At 37.2% G+C, this 21,248-nt stretch carries 19 protein-coding genes; 4 read left to right on the top strand and 15 right to left on the bottom strand.

Features of this window, described 5'->3' with window-relative positions; genetic code table 11:
• Nucleotides 1-4 precede the first annotated feature (4 nt).
• The 13 genes from CS937_RS16385 to CS937_RS16325 form a co-directional block, all read right to left on the bottom strand.
• Nucleotides 5-1,174, bottom strand: coding sequence for a metal-dependent hydrolase family protein (locus CS937_RS16385; RefSeq protein WP_099159543.1), 1,170 nt, complete (start codon nt 1,172-1,174; stop codon nt 5-7).
• A gap of 85 nt (nt 1,175-1,259) precedes the next feature.
• A complete protein-coding gene (locus CS937_RS16380) occupies nt 1,260-2,387 on the bottom strand; it encodes a M24 family metallopeptidase (protein ID WP_099159542.1) in 1,128 nt (375 codons plus the stop codon).
• A 22-nt stretch (nt 2,388-2,409) separates the two neighbouring features.
• The gene (locus CS937_RS16375) at nt 2,410-3,822 is read right to left on the bottom strand and encodes a sodium:solute symporter family protein (RefSeq protein ID WP_245835770.1); all 1,413 of its coding nucleotides are present in this window, start codon (nt 3,820-3,822) and stop codon (nt 2,410-2,412) included.
• A 125-nt stretch (nt 3,823-3,947) separates the two neighbouring features.
• Nucleotides 3,948-5,507 carry a helix-turn-helix domain-containing protein gene (locus CS937_RS16370; protein ID WP_099159541.1) on the bottom strand — a complete coding sequence of 520 codons (1,560 nt, stop codon included), beginning with the start codon at nt 5,505-5,507 and terminating at the stop codon, nt 3,948-3,950.
• A gap of 172 nt (nt 5,508-5,679) precedes the next feature.
• Nucleotides 5,680-7,026, bottom strand: a complete 1,347-nt coding sequence (locus CS937_RS16365) for a glucose-6-phosphate isomerase (protein ID WP_099159540.1) — start codon at nt 7,024-7,026, stop codon at nt 5,680-5,682.
• 237 nt (nt 7,027-7,263) lie between these two features.
• Complete coding sequence (locus CS937_RS16360; protein ID WP_099159539.1) at nt 7,264-7,992, bottom strand: SIS domain-containing protein; 729 nt, start codon at nt 7,990-7,992, stop codon at nt 7,264-7,266.
• A gap of 2 nt (nt 7,993-7,994) precedes the next feature.
• Entirely contained in the window at nt 7,995-8,705 is a 711-nt protein-coding gene (locus tag CS937_RS16355; RefSeq protein WP_099159538.1) for a KDGP aldolase, read from the bottom strand.
• Between the two features lie 21 nt (nt 8,706-8,726).
• Complete coding sequence (locus tag CS937_RS16350) at nt 8,727-9,452, bottom strand: creatininase family protein (protein WP_099159537.1); 726 nt, start codon at nt 9,450-9,452, stop codon at nt 8,727-8,729.
• Nucleotides 9,453-9,469: 17 nt separating this feature from the next.
• Nucleotides 9,470-10,462 (bottom strand): phosphotriesterase family protein, encoded by a 993-nt coding sequence (locus tag CS937_RS16345; protein WP_099159536.1) that lies wholly within the window; start codon nt 10,460-10,462, stop codon nt 9,470-9,472.
• Between the two features lie 63 nt (nt 10,463-10,525).
• Nucleotides 10,526-11,821, bottom strand: a complete 1,296-nt coding sequence (locus CS937_RS16340) for a PTS ascorbate transporter subunit IIC (protein WP_099159535.1) — start codon at nt 11,819-11,821, stop codon at nt 10,526-10,528.
• A gap of 27 nt (nt 11,822-11,848) precedes the next feature.
• Complete coding sequence (locus CS937_RS16335) at nt 11,849-12,124, bottom strand: PTS sugar transporter subunit IIB (RefSeq protein WP_099160093.1); 276 nt, start codon at nt 12,122-12,124, stop codon at nt 11,849-11,851.
• A 6-nt stretch (nt 12,125-12,130) separates the two neighbouring features.
• Entirely contained in the window at nt 12,131-12,571 is a 441-nt protein-coding gene (locus CS937_RS16330) for a PTS sugar transporter subunit IIA (protein ID WP_099159534.1), read from the bottom strand.
• A gap of 32 nt (nt 12,572-12,603) precedes the next feature.
• Entirely contained in the window at nt 12,604-14,700 is a 2,097-nt protein-coding gene (locus tag CS937_RS16325; RefSeq protein WP_099159533.1) for a BglG family transcription antiterminator, read from the bottom strand.
• 250 nt (nt 14,701-14,950) lie between these two features.
• Between CS937_RS16325 and CS937_RS16320 the strand changes: the two genes are divergently transcribed.
• Genes CS937_RS16320 through CS937_RS16305 form a run of 4 tightly spaced genes read left to right on the top strand, consistent with a single transcriptional unit; the run spans nt 14,951 to nt 19,687 of the window.
• Nucleotides 14,951-16,132, top strand: a complete 1,182-nt coding sequence (locus CS937_RS16320) for a galactokinase (RefSeq protein WP_099159532.1) — start codon at nt 14,951-14,953, stop codon at nt 16,130-16,132.
• A complete protein-coding gene (gene galE / locus CS937_RS16315; protein WP_099159531.1) occupies nt 16,133-17,131 on the top strand; it encodes a UDP-glucose 4-epimerase GalE in 999 nt (332 codons plus the stop codon).
• Nucleotides 17,131-18,639 (top strand): UDP-glucose--hexose-1-phosphate uridylyltransferase, encoded by a 1,509-nt coding sequence (gene galT, locus CS937_RS16310; protein ID WP_099159530.1) that lies wholly within the window; start codon nt 17,131-17,133, stop codon nt 18,637-18,639. Before galE ends, galT begins: the two co-directional genes overlap by 1 nt.
• Complete coding sequence (locus CS937_RS16305) at nt 18,572-19,687, top strand: aldose epimerase family protein (protein WP_342748222.1); 1,116 nt, start codon at nt 18,572-18,574, stop codon at nt 19,685-19,687. The genes galT and CS937_RS16305 overlap by 68 nt, the downstream gene beginning before the upstream one ends.
• Nucleotides 19,688-19,840: 153 nt before the next feature.
• On the opposite strand, the gene CS937_RS16300 is transcribed toward CS937_RS16305, so the two are convergent.
• Nucleotides 19,841-20,635: an SDR family NAD(P)-dependent oxidoreductase gene (locus CS937_RS16300; protein WP_099159529.1), complete on the bottom strand. Its 795-nt coding sequence runs from the start codon at nt 20,633-20,635 to the stop codon at nt 19,841-19,843.
• Nucleotides 20,635-21,246, bottom strand: a complete 612-nt coding sequence (locus CS937_RS16295; RefSeq protein WP_176555864.1) for a TetR/AcrR family transcriptional regulator — start codon at nt 21,244-21,246, stop codon at nt 20,635-20,637. Before CS937_RS16295 ends, CS937_RS16300 begins: the two co-directional genes overlap by 1 nt.
• Nucleotides 21,247-21,248 lie beyond the last annotated feature (2 nt).

Raw genomic sequence — 21,248 nt, 5'->3', positions numbered from 1 at the left:
TAAACTAATAAACTAATCTTCCATCAATAAAAACTTGTTCAACCTCCCCTAAATACTTCAAATCATCCAATGGATTTTTCCCTAACAACACGAAATCCGCTTTATATCCTTCTTGAATTTTCCCAACTCTTCTCCCCAATATTTCACCAGCATTAATTGTTGCTGTTTTTATGATTTCCTTTATGTTCGGTACAAACTTATACATCATGAACAGTTCATCAAGCAGAGCAGTGTGGGGGGTACACGGTGAACCAGCGTCTGACCCCGCTCCAATCAATATGTTTCGGTCAAAAAATGATTTAAATGCCTTTTCGTGTCTTTCTACTATTTCAACCGCCTTTTCTTTTGCATATGCTGGTATTTCTTCAAGAGAAGCAATTTGCTGATAAACAAAAAGTGTTGGTATCCAGGCTGTCCCTTTCTCCTCCATCATTGTTGCAAGTTCTTCGTCCAGATAATGGCCGTGCTCAATTGTATCTACACCGGCTTGTATAGAATTAAAAATTCCCTGCCTTCCGATCGCATGGGAAGCGACCTTTAATCCAAATTTATGTGCTTCATTACATATTACCTGCTGTTCCTCCATACTTAATTCCGCGTTACCAACCGATTCTCCTTCATGTCTGCCATATACGCCTCCAGTAGAACTGACTTTAATCACCTCAGCGCCTTTAAAAATCTGCTCTCTAACACCTTTTAAAGCTTCATCTCGACCATCTACAAACCTAGCCCAAAAAGGATCATGACCACCAGTCATCGTTAATGTCTTTCCACTGGCAATTATGTTTGGTCCGATAACAAGCCCCCTTTTTACACCTTTGGCTACATGAAGAGCAATATCATCCACAGAACCAATATCCCGTACGGTAGTGATTCCACTTTCAACATAGTTTTTGCAGTTCGATACCGCTCGAATAAGCATTTGCTCATATCCCTCTTCTTCTAACGTTGCAACAGGATCCTTTAAACCATCCCACATTATATGGACGTGTAAGTCTATTAACCCTGGTAACAGATACTTTCCTTCACCATCTACGTATTCAACATGATCTGGGTAATCTTTTTTGGGCAGAATATTATAAATTTCTCCATCTTTCATCCAAACCCCATGATCCGTCTTCATTTCTAAATCACTGCCATAAAGTATTTGGATATTATCCATAATATATTCCATATCCGCACTCTCCTTTACAATTTTCCAAAAGAAAAGTGAGCATCTAGATGAATACTCACTTCTAATGACGAACCTCTCTCTATAACTAAAATATAAGAGATTCTAAATCTCTTGGATATTCCGTAATTAACCTGCTGCCATCTGATGTGAGAATAACTGTATCTGAGTGTCTGAATCCACCTAGACCAGGGATGTAAATACCCGGTTCTACGGAATAAACCATCCCCTCTTCCAATACAAGATCATTATCATATCGTAAGTAAGGTTTTTCATGGGCAGAAATACCAATTCCATGACCAGTTCGATGAATAGCATATTCTCCGTATCCATCTTTTTCAAAAACATCTCTGGCAACTTTATCAACTTCAGAGGCTCTAACACCCGGTTTAATAAAATCTAAAGCTTTCTGCTGAGCAATTCTAGCAGACTCAAATGCTTTTTTTTGGTCTTCAGTCGGATTTCCAATGATAACTGTCCGTTCCAGCTCTGCTCGATAGCCATTTAAACCTACCTGCCGGCTGTGAATCATTACATCGCCTACCCGCAGTTTTCTAGTATTAGAGAATACATGCGGCATATTACTTCTTTTTACACCAGATGGCGACATCACAAACATATCCAATGTTGCTTGTGGATATTGGCTTGCGGTAGCAGCAAATAGCGCTGAATTACCAACAGCATCCATTTCCATTTCTGTAATTCCCGCCTTACAGTTTTTTAACGATTCACCAACTGCCAGGTTTACAAGCTCTCCGGATTTTTCTAACAAATCAATTTCATAGGAATCCTTAATGTAGCGCATCTGGACGATTTCTTGACCAATATCTACTATTTTATTACCAAGGTTCTGTACAAACTGCACAATTTCTCCTGGAGTTGATGATAAATCTACTCCAACCGTTGAGTTATTTTCACCTACAAGACTCTTAATATATTCAAAATGGTTTAATTTTGAATTGCTAGCATTTGGATGTTCGTAATATACGTTTATTTCATCAACTGTGGCTTCATGTCTCGCATGTGCTTCCTCTAAACCAGGGACCACAATACTAGTTTTATTAAAATCAATATAGAGTACAATTGGTCTTGAGTACAGCAATGCTTTGAAACCACTTAAATAATATTGATGATCTGGATTCATTACAATAACACTCGAGATACCTTCTTGTTCCATATGAGATCTTAGCACTTTTAAACGATGACTTACTTGCACGTTAACTCCTCCATTCATACATTTATGATGACATTGTTTTCGAATTATCTAGCGTTAGAATCTTATTTGATGTGAATAAACTTACCACTACTAAAGCAATGATAGAAAGTGGCAGCGAAAATAATACGCTATTCCAATCAAGTGGCTTGTCCAGCCCAATTTCCCACAGCAATGTACCTAAACCACCGGCCGCAATAGACGCCAAGGCTCCTGCCGGTGTTGCCCGTTTCCAGAGAAAACTGGCCAAAACAGCGGGTGTTATCGCTGCACCGTACATCGTGTAGGAATACATTTGTATTGCTAGTACAGATGGGAAAAACGTTCCTAATGAATAAGCTAGAACACCTAAAACTACTACGGTTATCCGGTTAAATTTTAGCAGATCCTTATCAGCTATTTTTTTCTTGCTATAACGATTAAAGAGATCATATACTAGGTTTCCAGAAGCAGAAAGTAAATAGGAATTACCTGTTGTGATAATAAACGCCACAGCGGCAGACAATATAATTGCACCAATTGGAATAGGTACTCCGTCCGCAGCAATTGTTAAAATTGCAGTGTCGGCTGCTATGTTAGGGAACAATACGATTGCAGAACTTGCCAAAATAATCGTTAATCCTACAACAAGTAAATTTCCAAAAAAGAACCCTACTGTTGACTTTTTTGCAGTTTTGGCATCTTTTGCCGCTGCAAATCGTTGATACATGTTTTGATCCCCCAATATTAATAAAAATAATGGAAGGAAATAACCAAGAATCTGAGGAAAGGTTAGGCCACCTGACCATGACAATGTTTGTTCCGGTAAATTTTCTGCCATACCTGAAAAACCACCAACAGCCATTAATACAAACGGTAAACCAATTAGGAAACCTAATACAATTAGCAAAGAACTAACAAAATCTGTGTACGCGACGGAGAATAAACCACCTGTAAAAGCAAGGAAAATTACTAATACCGCAGAGATTATAGTACCTAGTTCCACTGACATACCTGTAGTTACGCTTAGAACATAGCCTCCACCAATAAATTGATATGCTACTATACCGACATACGCTAATAAAATAAAAATTGCAGCAACTAATCGTACAACACTTCCATAACGTATCTCGAGCATTTCTGGTATTGTATGCTTTTTTAATGTCCTTGCCTTATCCGCTAAAAAGTAGAGAACAATTACACCTATAGGACCTCCTATCAAATTAAAAATCCCCGCTATCGGACCATATTGGTAAATGAAACTTGCACCACCAACCACTGTCCCAGATCCGACCCATGTCGCCAGCAATGTACCAATCAGAACGATCTGCGGCAATCGACTTCCAGCAAGCATGAAATCCTCACTTGTTTTCACTTCACGCTTGGATAAGTAGAGCCCTAGAATTACCATAAAAACGAGGTAACTAATGATTACTACTACGTGTACCGTATTTCCCATTATTTCCCCTCTTTTCCCTTTAGATTTAAAACGCTTTCACAAAAAACCTATTGGAATAATTATATAATTTAAAATAAACTAAAATCATTAGCCGTATTCGACAAATAAGTCAATCAAATTTGTGTTTAATCGACAAACGGGTTCATTTTAATTTCGTGCATTTTAAAAGCAATTAGTAACGCTGCATAATTATCAGGATTATGAACATCCATATTCAGGATTTCCGTGACTTTATTCAAGCGATATTTAATTGTATTTGGATGGAGAAATAACTCTTGACCAGTTTCTTTTAAATTAAAAAAATTCCTTAAATAGGAATGTAGCGTACTATAAAGGTCTGTACCTTTCTGTTTATCATGATCTAAAATAGGTTGAAGGACCTCATAATCAAAACGTTCAATTGATGAATTATCAAGTGCAAAGTAAACGATTTTATCAATTCCGACTTCATCCCAAATGATATAGTTTTTTCCCTTCTTTATAGAATGCTTTAATGCAGTCAAACTCTGCAAATACGAATCATAAATAGTCTCTATATTTCCGCTTATCAATTTAGAGCTTAGACCGATTTTAATCGTTTTTTCGTTGGTCAGTTTTTCTAAGATATCAATGTCCACTTCATTTTGAGCAATTCCAATAATTTTTTTATCTAGTATCCAGACTAAACCGTTTCGATCATCACAATTTAATACATAATCTATTCTTTGAAAAGCTTTATCAATATTTTCAATTTCCATTGGTTCAGCAAGTAAAAGATATTTGATTTTGTTGATATTAATATATAAATCTGATGCGTCTGCTGGCTTACTTTTTTCCTTGAATATATTTTCAAATACGCGTATGTCTTCACTTTTTTGGTAGTCCATTGCTGCAGTTTTTTTATCTGCTAATAGTTTAAGTGCGGTTATTCCATGTTTAATTACCTCTTGAGATAGCTTTCCGCTTTTATTTTCATTGCCAACTAAAAGCAATCCATAAAACTTCGATTTTGAGAATATAGGAATTAGTGTTATCTTTTGATCACCAATATCTACATTAATTATTTTGTTATAAAGTCTAGCTTCTATTAGTACATTTTGCTGGTTTTCCAGGATATTTTTTAATAAGGTATCTACGTCCTCACTTAATGTAGTTCTATTTTTCCATAAAGCAATACTTCTAAAATCTGTATCAAGGAAAACAACTGTATTGCCAATATAGTTTCCTATTAAATTCACAATATAATCCATATCCTTATCTAAAAACACAGATTCCATCATTTTTTCATTCAATTTATTGACTTCTTCTATCTTTTTATTATCCTTCTTGTTCAACAACTGATTAAATCGGTCAAAAAGTACGGAGTAAGCTATTTCACTTGGAATAAAAAATAGGGGTAATACGTGTGAAATACAATACTCTATAACTTCTTTTGGAACAGTTCTATAAACAGCTGTATGAAATCCAACAGCACTTACACCCTTGTTTTTGAACCATTCTAGATGATTAACAATATGGTCAATGTCAGCAAAAGCATTAAAGGTTGTCATAATAAAACCATTTTCTTTAATACGTGACGTTTTGTTCGAAAGCTCCTGTACACTTAAATATTCAATAATACCTTTTAGCGCATTATCACTATCCCCTGCAATTAATTCTATATCTTCATGAAGTAATTCTTTGGCAAATTCTTTTACTGTAACCAAGGGGTTTCACCACTTTCTAGAGGTTTAGTTGGATAAACATGTAACGTAATCAAAATTCGAATATATATAATATTTTATACTGAATTTAGAGTCTATTCAAACTACTGCGATATAAAATATGACCTGTGCATCCATAAACCATGCACAGGTCATATTTTTACTGCTTCTTCGCTTACAGCCGCTTCTCCAACTCTTCCTTCTCCGCCTCAAACCCGGGCTTCCCTAACAACGCAAACATATTCTTCTTATATGCCTCCACCCCCGGCTGATCAAACGGATTTACGCCTAATAAATACCCACTCATTGCACAAGCTTTTTCAAAGAAATAAACCAAGTAGCCGAAAGTATAGGTATCAAGCGCTGGTACTTCAACAACTAAATTAGGTATCCCGCCATCTGTATGTGCAAGAAGTGTTCCTTGATATGCTTTATCATTTATTTCATGAATCGTTTTCCCTGCCAAATAGTTAAGCCCGTCTGAATTCTTCTCGTCTTCTTCCAGTGTCATTTCTTTTTTCGATGAAGTAACGCGCAATACAGTTTCAAACAAGTCTCTCTTGCCATCCTGAATGTACTGTCCTAATGAATGAAGGTCGGTGGAAAAGTTTGCTGACGCTGGGAAAATTCCTTTTTGATCTTTACCCTCGCTCTCACCAAACAATTGCTTCCACCACTCAGCAAAATATTGAAGCTGTGGTTCATAATTAATGAGCATTTCAATCGTTTTCCCTTTGTTATACAAAACATTTCGAACCACTGCATATTGATACGCTGGATTCTTTTCCAAAGCAGGTTCTGCAAAATCATTCATTGCTGCTGCAGCACCTTGCATCATGTCGTCAACAGCAACACCACTTACAGCAATCGGTAGTAGGCCAACTGCGGTTAGTACGGAATAACGCCCACCGACATCATCTGGAATAATGAAAGATTCGTAACCCTCTTCATCTGCAACCGACTTTAAAGCGCCTTTTTCTTTATCGGTAGTTGCGTAAATTCGCTTCCGAGCTTCTTCTTTCCCATATTTCTCTTCAAGGAAATTGCGGAAAACACGAAATGCAATCGCTGGCTCGGTAGTAGTACCACTTTTCGAGATGATATTGATGGATACATCTTTATCTTCAAGAACATCAAATAATTCGCTCATATACGTTGAACTCATATGGTGGCCAACGAAAATAACTTGTGGCACTTTTCGTTGTTCTTTAGATAGTAGGTTTTGAAAAGAATGGTTCAGCATTTCGATTGCAGCACGTGCTCCGAGATATGATCCGCCTATTCCGATTACAAGCAAAACATCCGAATCCTGTTTGATCTTTTCTGCACTTGCTTTAATCCTAGAAAATTCCTCTTTATCATAGCCTTCAGGTAAATCAACCCAGCCTAAAAAGTCGCTCCCAGCGCCTGTTTTATTATGTATTGCATCGTGTGCAGATTTTACAAAACTATTTAGGTTATCGATTTCTTGTTGGTTGAAAAAATTTAGAGCTTTATCGTATTTGAAATTGATGTGTGACATTTTATTCCTCCCAATTGGCTAACATTTTATATGTTGTGATATTGGTTATTTTATCATTTATTAAATCCAATTGGTAATGACGAGTATAAGAACCGTAGCAAAACTATTTGGTTTAGGATTACTACTGTTTCGTTATACAGCCTTAATTTTACAACTTTTCATTCAAGAAAAAAGGAACCAGACAATAATCATCTGCTTCCTAATCACCATTATTAATTTGTAAGGTACGACAATTATTCAGAGACTAACCCGTTTCCTGTACTTCTCAATCAACTGTTCATTATGCTCATCTGCGCCTTCTATATTCCCGCTTAAAAATACTGGAGGATCAAAATCGTTCTCTGCCATTTCCCCAATAGCCTCTGCAAAAATTGCATTCATGATTGCAGATCCAATGACGGTGGAGCTTGGTGAAAATCTGACCTTCACTTTCTCATGAGATAGTAATGCATCACCAACAGGAGCATGATTATTTATCACCAGATCCACTGCATCATATAAATGCTCGCCACTTACATGACGTGAAGGCTGACTGGAGGAGTATGCAATCGATGTAATCCCGATTACGAATGCACCGTTCTCTTTAGCAATATGGGCAACATCCACTGGAACAGGATTACGGCCGGATGTTGAAATAACAATCATAACATCCCCTTCACGTATGTCCTGCTCTTGCATAAACGTTCCAGCATAATTATTTTTCCTTTCCAGTTCTGAAGATCTCACAGCACCTTCATGCAGCATAAGGGGTTCATGCAAAATCGGATGAATCGGAACCAAACCACCGGCACGATAATAAACCTCCTCTGTTAGAATATGTGAATGACCACATCCAAATAAATGAACTACACCACCAGTTTGAATAGCTTTTGCAATTCTTTGTGCTCCTTCAGTCATTGCAGTCTTTTCTTCTTTTTCAATCCGTTCCAAAAGATTGTTAATTTTGCTCATATAGTGACTAATCATGATTAATCCTCCAATTCGTCCAGAATCGCTTTCACTTTATTGGGTATCGTTTTTCCAGTTTGTTTATCGATTGTAGCTCCAAAAATATGCGGCATAAAGAATTCTATATCAATATCTTTTACACCATTCACAATACTTCTAATGTTACTAGTATCAATGCCTCCAGCTGGTTCAATACCACGGATTCCTTTTGCACCGGCTAATTTTGTTAAATGAATGAGCTCTTCTATATGTTCATTGCCTTTAACAGGCATCATTTTTATACTCTCAATTCCAAGTGCAACAGCTAGATCGAGAAATTCATCTACTCTCATTACTTGTCCTGAGGCAAGCTGTATCTTTCCGATTTTTCCTGTCGGCTTTACAAGTGCGTTTACCAGTTGATTTGGCACATTACTCCCATCCAAAAAACCTTTCGTATAGGATGCGGATTCAAATGGCTGATTTAAGTGCCCAGGGTTACTGGCTAAACTAATATCTAACACTCTTTTCCAGTTCGCAGCATTTCCACCGCCACCTAGACCTACACTTACTATTTCAGTGACTGACTTTAGCTCTCGAACAGTCTCTGCAGCCTTATCTGTGGTGGGGAATTTATCAGATACAATTCCCGGTATGACATACCCGCTACCGGCTTCCATAATATCGGCAGCATTCGTGGCATCTTTTGCTAAGAAGTTAAATACAAATTTTTCATAAAGTTTTCGTTGCATCCTATTACTCACGCCTTTATCCTATTTTCTTGTCGCATTTGTCACAAGCGATACCATGTTTTCCAATGCGATATCTATAATATATTTTCCCTTTTCCTTCGTTGCTAATTTTGCATCACCCAGCACTGCTGTTTCAGTAAATTCTTCCCACGGTGTTGGTGTTACATCAGCATGCATTGGTATTTCCGGGATATCGGTTATCGCCTTATCCATATCCACATGTTCAGGTGCTAAATAAAGCATATAGGACGTTTCAATTTCACAGGCATGAAAATAGGTCGCATGTGCGGAGACTGTTTCACGAACCTCCATAACCGCCTTATTCATACCTGGGTAAAAGAAATAAAATACTTGCATCTCAGGACATGTTTCATAAAGTACTCGTGCTGCTTCTTTTAAGGCTGTTCCATTACCTAAATGACCATTTACCATAGTAAAAGTTGTGAATCCTTGTTTAAAGAGGCTTTCGCCAATATCAACAATAAAACGTATTAAAGAATCATTGCTTACCGTGATACTCCCAGGGAAATTACGTAAACTCCAAACCTGTCCATATGGCAATGTTGGAAGTACAAGACCATTAACACGTTCGGCTAATTTTTCAGATACACGCTCCGCTAACACATTATCCGTGCCCAATGGTAAATGTGGACCATGTGCTTCAACAGCTCCGATTGGTAATATAGCTATTTTTGAATGATTAATTTGGTCTTTTATATCAAAAGAATTCTGGTATTGCATATGCATGTCCGTTCACCATCCATCTATTTTTTAAATGTAAAACATCGAGCTGGATTTCCAATAAAAAACTTGTCAATCAGTTTCTCTCCATCAAAACCTCTAGCATTTGCCTCTTCAATAAAACGCGGTACCCATTTCAATAGGATGTTTTCTAGACCCAGCCCATAATCATAATGTTTGTAATACGTCTTTCTCGCTGTGTCACCGCTAATTAAAATTTGGTCTTCATAACCGTTTTTAACAAGTTCCAAAATACAGTTAATACGTGTACTCTCGGGAGCATATTTTATTTTTGAAATCCCGTCAAAACTAAGTAGCGCACCAGTCTCAGCCATTTTTTTATGATAAAAAGGATCAGGGTTACGATCCATGTGTCCAAAACTGATATTCTCCAGATTTACCCCTTCACTCTTCAAAAGTTCAACTTGTTCAAGCCCCATCGTACCTGCTTCCGTATGAGAATGCATGGGAGCCTTTGTTTCATGATGTGCTCTTGCAACCGCACGCAGGGTTTTCTCTTCTAATGGCGTAATGCGGTTGTAGCCTGTCCCAAATTTCACCTGACCCCCGCGTATTCCAGTTCCTTCTAGTCCCTCTTCAATTTCCCGAATGACAAAATCAGCCAGTTCATTAATGGACGTTGAATCAATCCATTCATAATACGTACTGTAATCACCAACAACTTCCTTAATGTTATGTGGAATAGACGCATCCCATAAAAAACTTTTATTAAATCCAGCTGTTCCAATAATGGTAACACCTGTTTCTTCCGCTATTTCTTTGACAGCTATTACATCTCGACCATAATCGACAGCAGTAGCATCAACAATCGCTTGGCCGCCTAGATTTTTAAAATCAAGAACATCCCGCTTGGACTTCTCTTTATCATCCAGTAATAAATCATCTGCACCTTGCTCTACCCAATACGGAGGTCTACAAACAATGTGTTCATGTGAATACGTAATTCCCAATTTAGATGGATGAATATCACCATGTAATGTACGAATAAAACTCATGCAATCACTCCTAGATTAAAAATTAAAAGGGGAGAATCATTTATCTTCTCCCCCATCATTTACTTAGAACAACAACTGGGCCAGAAAGCGGATAATTGGTCCCAAAATAAACATATCGGAATCAGCCGCCCACATTGCCGTATCTGGAACCGTACCCGGCAGCAATAGTTTAACGGTAATATATTGTCCCCATGCCACAACTGTAGACGTAATAAATCCTCCCATTAAAGCTCCTCGTACACCACCAGTTACGTTTCCGAATACACCTGCAGTTGCTGAGTGGAAGAACAATACAATCATGGTAGGAACAAAAACATATCCTACTGTATTCCCTAACACTACTAGCCATAGCAACGCCCCAACAAAGGATCCTAAAAACCCAAGAATTACTGCATTAGGTGCAAATGGAAATACAACCGGGCTATCCAGTGCTGGTTTTGCTCCAGGTACAATCTTTGTTGCGATTCCTTTAAACGCAGGTACGATTTCACCAATGAACATCCGTACCCCAACTAATACTACTGCAATACCTGCAGTAAAGGTGAATGACTGGATAAGTGCATAAACAACAAAGTTTTGATCGCCTGCTTGAGCAACTAAATCTTCTGCTCCTGGAGTATCTTTAAAGGAGATAATGATGGCCCCAATTAAAAATAGTAAGCCCATTGTTAATGCTGTAATGACATTAGAGTCTCGTAAGAACTCCAATCCTTTTGGTAGCTTGATTTTTTCAGAGTCATTTTCTTTATTCCCAAGCAATTTACCAGCTAAAGCGCCAAGCAAGGCCACAGATGCTGATGTATGACCAAGGGCAATATTATCGTTACCCGTAATTTTCCGCATGAACGGCTGCGTTATAGCCGGCTGGATCGTCCAATACAGACCCATGATAATGGCAAGGAAAATAACAAGTTTACCAAAAGAGACATCTCCTGCTGCTTGAATAACAATCCCAGCGAAAATGGTTGTCGTCCAGAACATCATATGGCCAGTCAAATAGATAAATTTTAATTTTGTAAAACGCGCCAGTAATACGTTAATAACAAATCCCAATGTCATTGCCAGTGTTACAGCACTGCCATATTTTGCATTAAACCCTTCCTGCCCCATAAAATCACCGAGTGGTTCAGCAGAAAGATTAAATACTTCCTTCCATAACGGTTCAAAAACAGTCAGTGCGTTCGTAATTACACCGGAACCTACACCAATAATTAAAAATCCAATAATTGCTTTAAATGTTCCGCTGATGGTTTGGCTTGCTGTCTTTTTCTGTAATAACAAACCTAACAGAACAATAAAACCTAGTAAGATAGCCGGTTGACCAAACACGTTTGTTGCTACCCAAAAAATAATATCCATTGTACTTCCCCCTTGTTTTTAAATCGTTTATTGGTCTTTCACAATATTTTCGTCAATTGCTTGATTAATTTCGTCCATATCAAAATAGTTATTGACAATAAATACCTTAGCATTGTGACCAACCAAGCTTTCAGAAAGTTCATTACTTGTTACAATATAATCTGCTTGCATACTGGATGCAGCTGAAACATCGGTATGTTCAACATCAGCTTGAATACCTCTTTCTCCCAGCACTTGTTCTACGTTCATTTTTAAAATCAAACTTGTCCCTTGACCTAATCCGCAAACCGTTAAAATTTTCATCATCATTTATCTCTCCATTTCTAGAATTAATTTTATTGCTGCATAGTTTCTTGCATCCGTAAGCTTCTTCACATTTTGAGGATTATTTAATAAAGAGGTTAATTTCTTCAATAATGTCAAATGTTCATCGCTTGATGATGCTCCTAATCCAAATACAAGCTGTACCGGATCGTTGGAAGTGTGCCCGAAAACAACTGGTTTTTTAAGTTGAACAAACGAAACAGAAGCCTCCTTTACACCATCCTCTGGCCTTGCATGCGGAATTGCAATCTGTGGTGCAAGAACAAAATATGGACCATTTTCTTTATACGCGTTTACCATTGCCCTAATGTATGAATCTTCCACAAGCCCTTCCTGAAAAAGGAGTTTTCCCGCTTCTTCTATTGCTTCCTGAGCACTTTCTACTTCAACACCTACTTCAACTAAATTTTCATCTAAAAATTTCATGAATTACACACACCTGCCCTTTCGTACTTGTGCTATTCTGTTGAATGTGAACGAATCAAGCTGACAACCTGCTCTTTCGTTTCCGCTTGAATTATTGCCTCTTTTGATGTCTTGTCCGAGAACAATCTTGTCAATTGGGCTAAAGCCTTCAAATGTTGTTCATTATCTCTTGGGGCGAGAACAATAAATACACTTGCCTCTTTCCCCATTACATCTATTGGTTCGTTAAGATGTAACATACTCATCCCGGTTTTGATAACGCCATCAGCTGCAGTCGCATGCGGAAGTGCGACAGATTCAGAAATAACAACATATGGACCATGTTCCTTAATCGCTTGAATCATTTTATGAATGTATCTTTTGTCGATATAACCTTGTCTCCATAATGGTTCCGAAGCTTTTTTAACAGCTTCTTCCCAGTTGATCACTTGCCTTTCAAAACTGATTCTATTATGAGGTAAAAGTTCATTTAAACCTGGTTTTATAACTTCATTTTCAACCGAAATCGGTGTGTGAAAATAGTGGCGTAGCTCTTGTCGTAATGCTTCACTTTCATTAACAGTTGCATAACGGTTCACCATATCCATCACCGTATCTACCGAATACACTTGCTGGCGGGATGTATGCTGGAATAAGCTATTTACTTTTTTCAAAAGATTTTCTTTGGCTTCATTATCTAACACCGGATTTACGACAAATACTGGAACCCCTCTATCGTGAAGCGGAATGGTTGAAACGATGAAATCAGCTGATAAATCCATTCTTTCATACTCTCTTAGTGACGTTACACCAACAATCTCTACATCTGAAAACAACCCTTCCAGCTGGCTTTCCAGAAGTCGTGAAGTTCCCAGGCCATTCGTACAAACAATCAAAAGTTTCTTCCGGTTTTGATCAAGTATTACACCTTCTTTACGCAGCCATCCTCCAAAATGCATCGCAATAAATGCTATCTCATTTTCATTTACAGGTTTTCTAATCAAATCTTCAAAGTGATGAATCACCTTACTAGTTAAGTGAAAAATTTCCGGATAATTACGTTTGACTGAATCATGCAGCACATTTTCTATATAGATGCCATATTTACTGCGATAATAGGCAGGTTTCAGGTGCAATAGTAAATTTTGAATCATATTCTTCTGATCAGGAAAATCTACTGCAGCAAATAATTGGAAATCCTGAACCATCTTTTCTACTACATCTCGTAGATGCTTCATCTCCTGACTTTCAAGCTGCTGACTCAAATTATAATTCACCTTGGAGCTAAGCAAATATTTAGCAAAGAAATACATTTCGTCTTTAGTAAAATTCCTGTGAAATTGGTCTGAAATCTGTTTACATAATGTTTCTGCTCCCTGAAACTCATCAGTGGCGTGAATTACTTCTTTTTCAATCGGATCAACATCAACGAAATTACCTTGTTTTATCCGTTGAATAAATAGGAAGAACCAAACAACCAGGTCATTCAGTACCTCATCCACAAATTCAATTCCAATTTCTTTTTCATAGTCATTAATGAATCTACGCAGGACTTTTAATGAAGGCGCATGAAAGATGGTATATGGCCCTCCTGCAATCGGTTCATTTGGGTCTATTGCTACACTGTGCCAACCATCTTTTGGGGTTACTAATGACAAATAGTATACAAGAGCCTTTCTGATATCGTTTTCATTTCCCTGAATTACATATCCTTGCTTACGCTCTGAGAAAAGTGTAAGTTGAAATTCACTTAGATCATTCTTCAATTTCTTTATATCTTCGAGGGCAGTATTTCTACTAACTCGACACAAATTTTGAATAGTATCCAAAAGAAAAGGCTCTTCTTGAGCTACGATATATATATAAATCCAGGACCTTCTTTCCTCAGGGGAATATTCATAATAAGAAGCATCAGACACATGCAGTTTCCCTGCAATCTGTTGTTTTTCACCTTTTTCCAAATAATAACCCTTAGAGCGAACTTGCTTAACTTCAGATAAATCCTGCTCCTTCAGCCAATAGTTGATTTTGTCAAGATCGTTGTATATCGTACGTCTTGAAACATTAAACATCGATGCCAGCTGCTGCACACTACAGTACGAATCTGATTGTATTAGTTGATTTAACACTGCGATACTACGTTGATCCATACTTATCACCCCTACCAAACAACCGTTTTTAAAGATAATTTATAATAGTTTCCCCTTAAGTACACTATAATAAAGATAAATAGAATATATAAGACCAAATATGTCACATACGTTTTTGCAAAATTGGACTTAATATATTAAAAATTATTTCTATTGTATATTCACTTAATTAATGTAGGTCCTTGAAACACAGTATAATAAATAGTAATATTAACTTAATTAAATTAATTAATAATTATAGGAGGTTTCTATGCCTACCCAGGATTTAATAAAACATTTTAAAAATACTTTTATAACCGATCTGTCTCCACGCATCTTCTTCGCCCCTGGCAGAATCAACTTAATTGGTGAACACACGGATTACAACGGTGGGCACGTCTTCCCTGCAACAATTTCATTTGGGACATACGCTCTTGCCCAAAAACGTACCGATCAAAAGTTGTGCTTTTACTCGATGAACTTTCCTCAGGCAGGAATAATCGAATGCAATCTATCTGATTTAACCTATAACGAAGCTCACGATTGGGCTAACTATCCTAAAGGCATGATTGAGTTTTTAAAGAGTGCAGGTCATACAATTGATTCTGGAGCAAATATTTTATTTTATGGAAACATTCCAAACGGTGCTGGTCTCTCCTCCTCTGCTTCAATCGAGATGGCCACTGGGGTACTTTTAGAAGGATTATTTGACCTAACCATCGATCGATTGGATATGATTCAATTAGGACAAAAGGTAGAAAATGAGTATATTGGTGTCAACAGCGGAATTATGGACCAGTTTGCAATTGGGAAAGGGAAAAAAGATCATGCAATTCTATTAAACTGCCAAACATTGAAACACGAATACGCACCAATTAAGTTAGACGATCATGTCATTATGATCATCAACACAAATAAGCAGCGGACGCTAGCCGGGTCGAAATATAATGAACGCAGGGCTCAGTGTGATCAGGCACTTGCGGATTTACAGGAGAAACTTTCAATCAATAGCCTGGGCGATCTTACAAAGGAAGATTTCGAGAAACATAAACATCTCATTAAGGATGAAATCAATCAAAAACGCGCAAAACACGCAGTATATGAGAATGCTCGTACATTGGAAGCACTGGAAAAGTTACGACAAAATGACCTCCATGGCTTTGGAAAACTGATGAACGAATCACACGTATCTCTCCAACAAGAATACGAGGTTACTGGAGTTGAGCTAGATACACTCGTTAAAGCAGCATGGGAGCATGACGGTGTTCTTGGCGCTCGCATGACAGGAGCAGGATTTGGCGGTTGTGCAATTGCAATTGTGGCAAAATACAAGATAGATAACTTTATAGAAAACGTCCATGAGAAATACCGAAACGCAATTGGCTATAATCCAACATTTTACACAGCGACGATTGGTGATGGGGCAAAAGAAATTACTGGGGGAGTGTTATAAATGAGTGTATTAGTTTTAGGAGGAGCGGGATATATTGGTTCCCATGCAGTGTATCAGTTAATAGATAATAAAACAGAAGTTGTCGTCGTCGATAACCTTGAGACGGGACATCGAGATGCCGTACACCCTGATGCCACATTTTATCAAGGCGATATTCGAAACATTGGTTTTTTACGTGAAGTTTTTGAAAGAGAATCAATAGAAGCTGTTGTCCATTTTGCCGCAAATTCCCTAGTCGGTGAGTCGATGGAAAAACCATTAAAATACTTTGATAATAACGTCCATGGAACCCAAGTATTGCTTGAAGTAATGAAAGAACATAATGTGAAAAAGATTGTATTCTCCTCTACTGCTGCAACTTACGGCGAACCAGAGTCTGTTCCGATTACTGAGGCAATGAAAACAAATCCTACTAGTACATACGGGGAAACAAAGCTAACCATGGAGAAGCTGATGAAATGGTGTGAACAAGCACATGGGATCAACTATGTTTCTTTACGTTATTTCAACGTTGCAGGTGCACGTGAATCAGCTGAAATTGGTGAGGATCACGATCCAGAAACACATCTTATCCCAATCATTTTACAAACAGCACTCGGTCAGCGTCCACATATCACCATTTTTGGTGATGATTACGACACACCTGATGGAACATGCATCAGAGACTACGTGCATGTCGATGACCTAATCAACGCACATCTTTTGGCACTTGATTATTTAAACAATGGGGCTAAGAGTGACATTTTCAATCTAGGAAGCAACCAAGGGTTTTCTGTTAAAGAAATGATTGATACCGCCAGAACTGTAACAGATAAAGAAATCCCTGCTAAAATCGGTCAACGACGAGCAGGCGACCCAGGCATTCTTATTGCTTCATCAGATAAGGCAAAAAATGTACTTGGCTGGAAACCGACCCGTACATCAATAACTAAAATCATGGAAGATGCTTGGAATTGGCATTCAAATAACCCACACGGCTACACAAAGGACGTGAACTAATGCGGATTTATCAGCATATTACAGATCTTATCCAAAAAGCCATCGATGTTGAACTAATCGAAACCAGTGATCAAATTTATGCACGAAACCAAATCCTCCATCTTTTACAGCTTGACTCTTTTTTAGAAACGACTTATGACACAGAAGATGATTCCATTCCTACTATTTTGGAAAAAATAATTGACTATGCCGTCAAACAAGGTGTCATCGATGATGTTTTGGACGAAAAAGAAATCCTTTCAGCAAAGATCATGAATTGCTTTGTTGCAAGGCCATCTGTGGTTAATCACACATTTAATGAAAAATATGCTCAGTCTCCCGTAGACGCAACAGACTATTTTTATGGATTAAGCAAAAACAGCAACTATATTCAAACGAATCGAATCAAGAAAAATATCCATTTTAAAGCCGATACCCAGTACGGTGCCATGGATATCACGATCAATCTATCGAAACCGGAAAAGGACCCAGAACAAATTAAGCGAGAACGCTCCTTGAAAAAGAATATCGATTATCCTAAGTGTTTATTATGTGTTGAAAATGAAGGATATGTTGGTCGAACAGGACATCCGGCACGCTCAAATCACCGAGTTATTCGCGTCCCACTTATGGGAGAAAACTGGTACCTTCAATATTCCCCATATGTCTATTATAATGAACACAGTATTCTTTTAGCGGAAGAGCATCAGGATATGAAAATAGATAAGGAAGCTTTCGCACGTTTACTCGCATTTGTCGAGAAGTTTCCGCATTACTTTATCGGATCGAATGCAGATCTCCCAATAGTAGGCGGATCCATCCTTAGCCACAATCATTACCAGGCTGGGCGATATGAATTTGCCATGACTAACACAAATGACAGCTTTTCTTTTCAGTTAAATAATTTTGAACATGTATCTGCCGCCGTATTAAAGTGGCCGTTGTCTGTGATTCGATTAAAAAGTACGCATAAAGATCAACTGCTTGATGCAGCAGCACATGTATTAAACAGTTGGAAAAATTACTCAGACGAAGAATCTAATATAAAAGCTTTTACAGGCGATACACCCCATAACACAATTACCCCCATCGCTCGAATCCGGGAAGGAAAATACGAGCTGGATCTTGTGTTACGAAACAATCGCACAACGAATGAACACCCATTAGGCATTTTCCACCCACATGCAGATGTTCATCATATTAAAAAAGAAAACATCGGTTTGATCGAAGTAATGGGGCTCGCAGTTTTGCCCGCAAGATTAAAGGATGAGTTAGAACAAATTAAACGTTTTCTTCTCGGTGATATGGATAATGTAAATCCTTATCACCAAGAGTGGGCTAATCAAATTAAAGTGATGTACGGTGAACAAATGGACGCAAAAGAAAGCGACCTTATTCTCGAGAAGGAATTAGGAAAAAAATTCTCGCGAGTACTGGAAGACGCAGGGGTTTTCAAGCAACATGAAGCAGGAAAAAAAGCATTCAAACGTTTTATTGAAACCGTTAATCAACATAGTAATCGGAGCTGATAGCATGAAAATAGATACAAAAGAACTTCAAAATAATTGGAAGCACTATACGTTAACAAACGACTCTGGCATGGAGGTAAGTTTTCTAAACTATGGTGGGATTATTACGAATATCATGGTACCTGACAAAAATGGTTTAGTAGAGAATGTTGTTCTTGGCTATAAAGACTACAATGATTACCGTACAAATCCTAACTTTTTCGGTGCAATCATCGGGAGGGTTGCTGGAAGAATCCAAGACTCCAGCTTTGAATTGAACGGAGAAACATATTCATTAACTCCTAATGAAGGAAAAAATCACTTGCATGGAGGACAAAATGGTTTTCATCAAGTTATATGGAATGCAACACCCTTTCAGACTGCTTCATCAATCGGTGTAAAACTTAAGCATGAAAGTCCAGATGGTGAAGGCGGGTATCCGGGGGAATTAGTGGTTACTGTTACCTATGAGCTTACCAACGACAATCAGTTAATTATTTCTTATGAAGGAACGACTACAAAAACGACTGCACTAACGTTGACGAACCATTCGTATTTTAATTTAAGTGGTAATTTACAAAACACAATTCACAACCATCACGTTACAATGGATAGCCACCGTTTTATTGAACTAGACCAATCCCTAATACCAACTGGTCAACTGTTAGATGTTACAGACACCCCGTTTGACTTTGTATCTGGCAGGAATCTTACGGATGGAATCGAATCAACTTTTAAGCAAAATAAAATCGCTGGTAACGGGTATGATCATTATTTTTTGTTTGATCAACAAAAGAAAGAAAACGTTGTTGTAAAAGAAGCAAATAGTGGTCGTGTACTTACTGTGGAAACGGATCAACCTGGGATGGTGATGTATACGTCAAATGGTCTTGATGACAATCTAGCATTGGCAGAAGGACCGTCAAAGCCATATTTGGGGATATGCTTTGAAACACAAAGCTCACCCGCTTCGTTACATCATGAAGGTTTTCCGTCAGTAGTGCTTTTGCCTAATGAAAAATATGAATCTCGGACTGTGTTTTCGTTTGGTGTAGATTCTTATATATAATCGCTGTTTTGTAGCGATGGGAAAATACGGAGACTCCTCTTTTATTATTATTATTGGGATAACGTTTAGAAAATGCGGATTTACAACTGGCAAAATGAGTAGCAAAAAGTTTTGCTACTCACTTTATTATAATCAGCTTCATTTACTATTGTTTTAATAAATAGTAGGGATTAACCCACCATCCATTCGAACTGCTGTACCTTTCATAGCACCCGAATGTGGGCTGCTTACAAATGCAACCATTCTACCTATCTCAAAAGGACGAATAAATCTTTCAATATGTGAATCAGGTAAATTAGACAAAACAAAATCCTTTTCCATTTGTTCGAAAGACTTACTATCATTACGATACATGTCTTTGAGTATATTTTCGACATTTTCCGATAATGTAGGTCCAGGCATAATGGTATTAATTGTCACTTCTTTGCCTTTTGTTAAAAATGATAATGATTTGGATAAAGATAAAATCATTGATTTAGTCACAGCATACTGTGGCATATTTCCTGAAGGCATGACAGCTTCTTCACTAGCAATAAAAATAATTCTGCCAAAATTTTTACTCAGCATTTTATCTATGTAAAATCTAGACATGTTATCCGCAACAAGAAAATTTGTGTCAAAATATTTCTTCCAAACTTCATCATTGACTTTTTCATAAGTCATCATTTCGTATACTCCTAAATTATTCACAAGAATATCTACATTAGGATGATTATTGTATATATTTTCTCTTTCATCTCTGTTCAATAGATTACCAAAAGCATTCTGAGGATTAGTTTCTGGATATTTTTTCTTTATGTCATTAACAATAATTTCTACTTCTTCATTGTTTCTACCGTTGACTAAAACATCCACGCCCTCTTTTGCAAGTTCAAACGCTATTGCCTTTCCTATCCCTTTAGTTGATCCAGTAATTAGCGCTTTTTTATTTTTTAATTGTAGATCCATTATATTACCCCTTTATTAGCTATACTTAATACATTTAAATAAAAAGTAATCGTATTGCGAACAAAACCTTCTTTTGTGTTTTTTTCGATTTCAACTAAACTAAAATAGATTTGGGGGTCAAAAATGTGCATCAATTGATGTGATAAATAATTATTAGGTAAAGAAGATTTTATATCGTTTTTTTCTTTACCTTCTTGTATTATTAGCGAAAAATTAGTTATGATCTTATCGATAATTGGATTTAATTCATTGTGATATTGCACATTAAATAACTTATGCATATAAAGAAAATGATCCTTAGTAAAGTCAAAAAAGTCACTGTCAAATCCATAAGTTATTATTTTTTTTATTTTATCTCTTGTAAGATTTTCGTTTTTGTCTATTAATTCTACCTTATGATTAAATTCTTCCAATTTAGGTTTCAAAATGTTAAAAAGTAGTTCCTCTTTAGATTTAAAATGCAAATATAAAGTGCCTTTTGCGACATCTGATTCTTTCGCTATGTCATTCATAGTTACTTTATCGAAACCTTTTAATCTAAATAATGTTTCTGCATTATTTAAGATTGTTTTATTTCTATTATGAAATATGTTATCCATTCTTTGCGACATTA

The sequence above is a fragment of the Virgibacillus ndiopensis genome (genome assembly GCF_900187325.1).
Taxonomy (GTDB): domain Bacteria; phylum Bacillota; class Bacilli; order Bacillales; family Amphibacillaceae; genus Virgibacillus_E; species Virgibacillus_E ndiopensis.
The sequence above is the reverse complement of the archived record's forward strand: the minus strand, read 5'-3'. Positions and strand labels throughout refer to the sequence as shown.

Coding starts and splice junctions, on each gene's coding strand:
- CS937_RS16385 (WP_099159543.1), bottom strand. CDS start 1,174: ATGGAATATATTATGGATAATATCCAAATACTTTATGGCAGTGATTTA.
- CS937_RS16375 (WP_245835770.1), bottom strand. CDS start 3,822: ATGGGAAATACGGTACACGTAGTAGTAATCATTAGTTACCTCGTTTTT.
- CS937_RS16365 (WP_099159540.1), bottom strand. CDS start 7,026: ATGTCACACATCAATTTCAAATACGATAAAGCTCTAAATTTTTTCAAC.
- CS937_RS16360 (WP_099159539.1), bottom strand. CDS start 7,992: ATGATTAGTCACTATATGAGCAAAATTAACAATCTTTTGGAACGGATT.
- CS937_RS16355 (WP_099159538.1), bottom strand. CDS start 8,705: ATGCAACGAAAACTTTATGAAAAATTTGTATTTAACTTCTTAGCAAAA.
- CS937_RS16350 (WP_099159537.1), bottom strand. CDS start 9,452: ATGCATATGCAATACCAGAATTCTTTTGATATAAAAGACCAAATTAAT.
- CS937_RS16345 (WP_099159536.1), bottom strand. CDS start 10,462: ATGAGTTTTATTCGTACATTACATGGTGATATTCATCCATCTAAATTG.
- CS937_RS16340 (WP_099159535.1), bottom strand. CDS start 11,821: ATGGATATTATTTTTTGGGTAGCAACAAACGTGTTTGGTCAACCGGCT.
- CS937_RS16335 (WP_099160093.1), bottom strand. CDS start 12,124: ATGAAAATTTTAACGGTTTGCGGATTAGGTCAAGGGACAAGTTTGATT.
- CS937_RS16330 (WP_099159534.1), bottom strand. CDS start 12,571: ATGAAATTTTTAGATGAAAATTTAGTTGAAGTAGGTGTTGAAGTAGAA.
- CS937_RS16325 (WP_099159533.1), bottom strand. CDS start 14,700: ATGGATCAACGTAGTATCGCAGTGTTAAATCAACTAATACAATCAGAT.
- CS937_RS16320 (WP_099159532.1), top strand. CDS start 14,951: ATGCCTACCCAGGATTTAATAAAACATTTTAAAAATACTTTTATAACC.
- galE (WP_099159531.1), top strand. CDS start 16,133: ATGAGTGTATTAGTTTTAGGAGGAGCGGGATATATTGGTTCCCATGCA.
- galT (WP_099159530.1), top strand. CDS start 17,131: ATGCGGATTTATCAGCATATTACAGATCTTATCCAAAAAGCCATCGAT.
- CS937_RS16305 (WP_342748222.1), top strand. CDS start 18,572: ATGAAGCAGGAAAAAAAGCATTCAAACGTTTTATTGAAACCGTTAATC.
- CS937_RS16300 (WP_099159529.1), bottom strand. CDS start 20,635: ATGGATCTACAATTAAAAAATAAAAAAGCGCTAATTACTGGATCAACT.
- CS937_RS16295 (WP_176555864.1), bottom strand. CDS start 21,246: ATGTCGCAAAGAATGGATAACATATTTCATAATAGAAATAAAACAATC.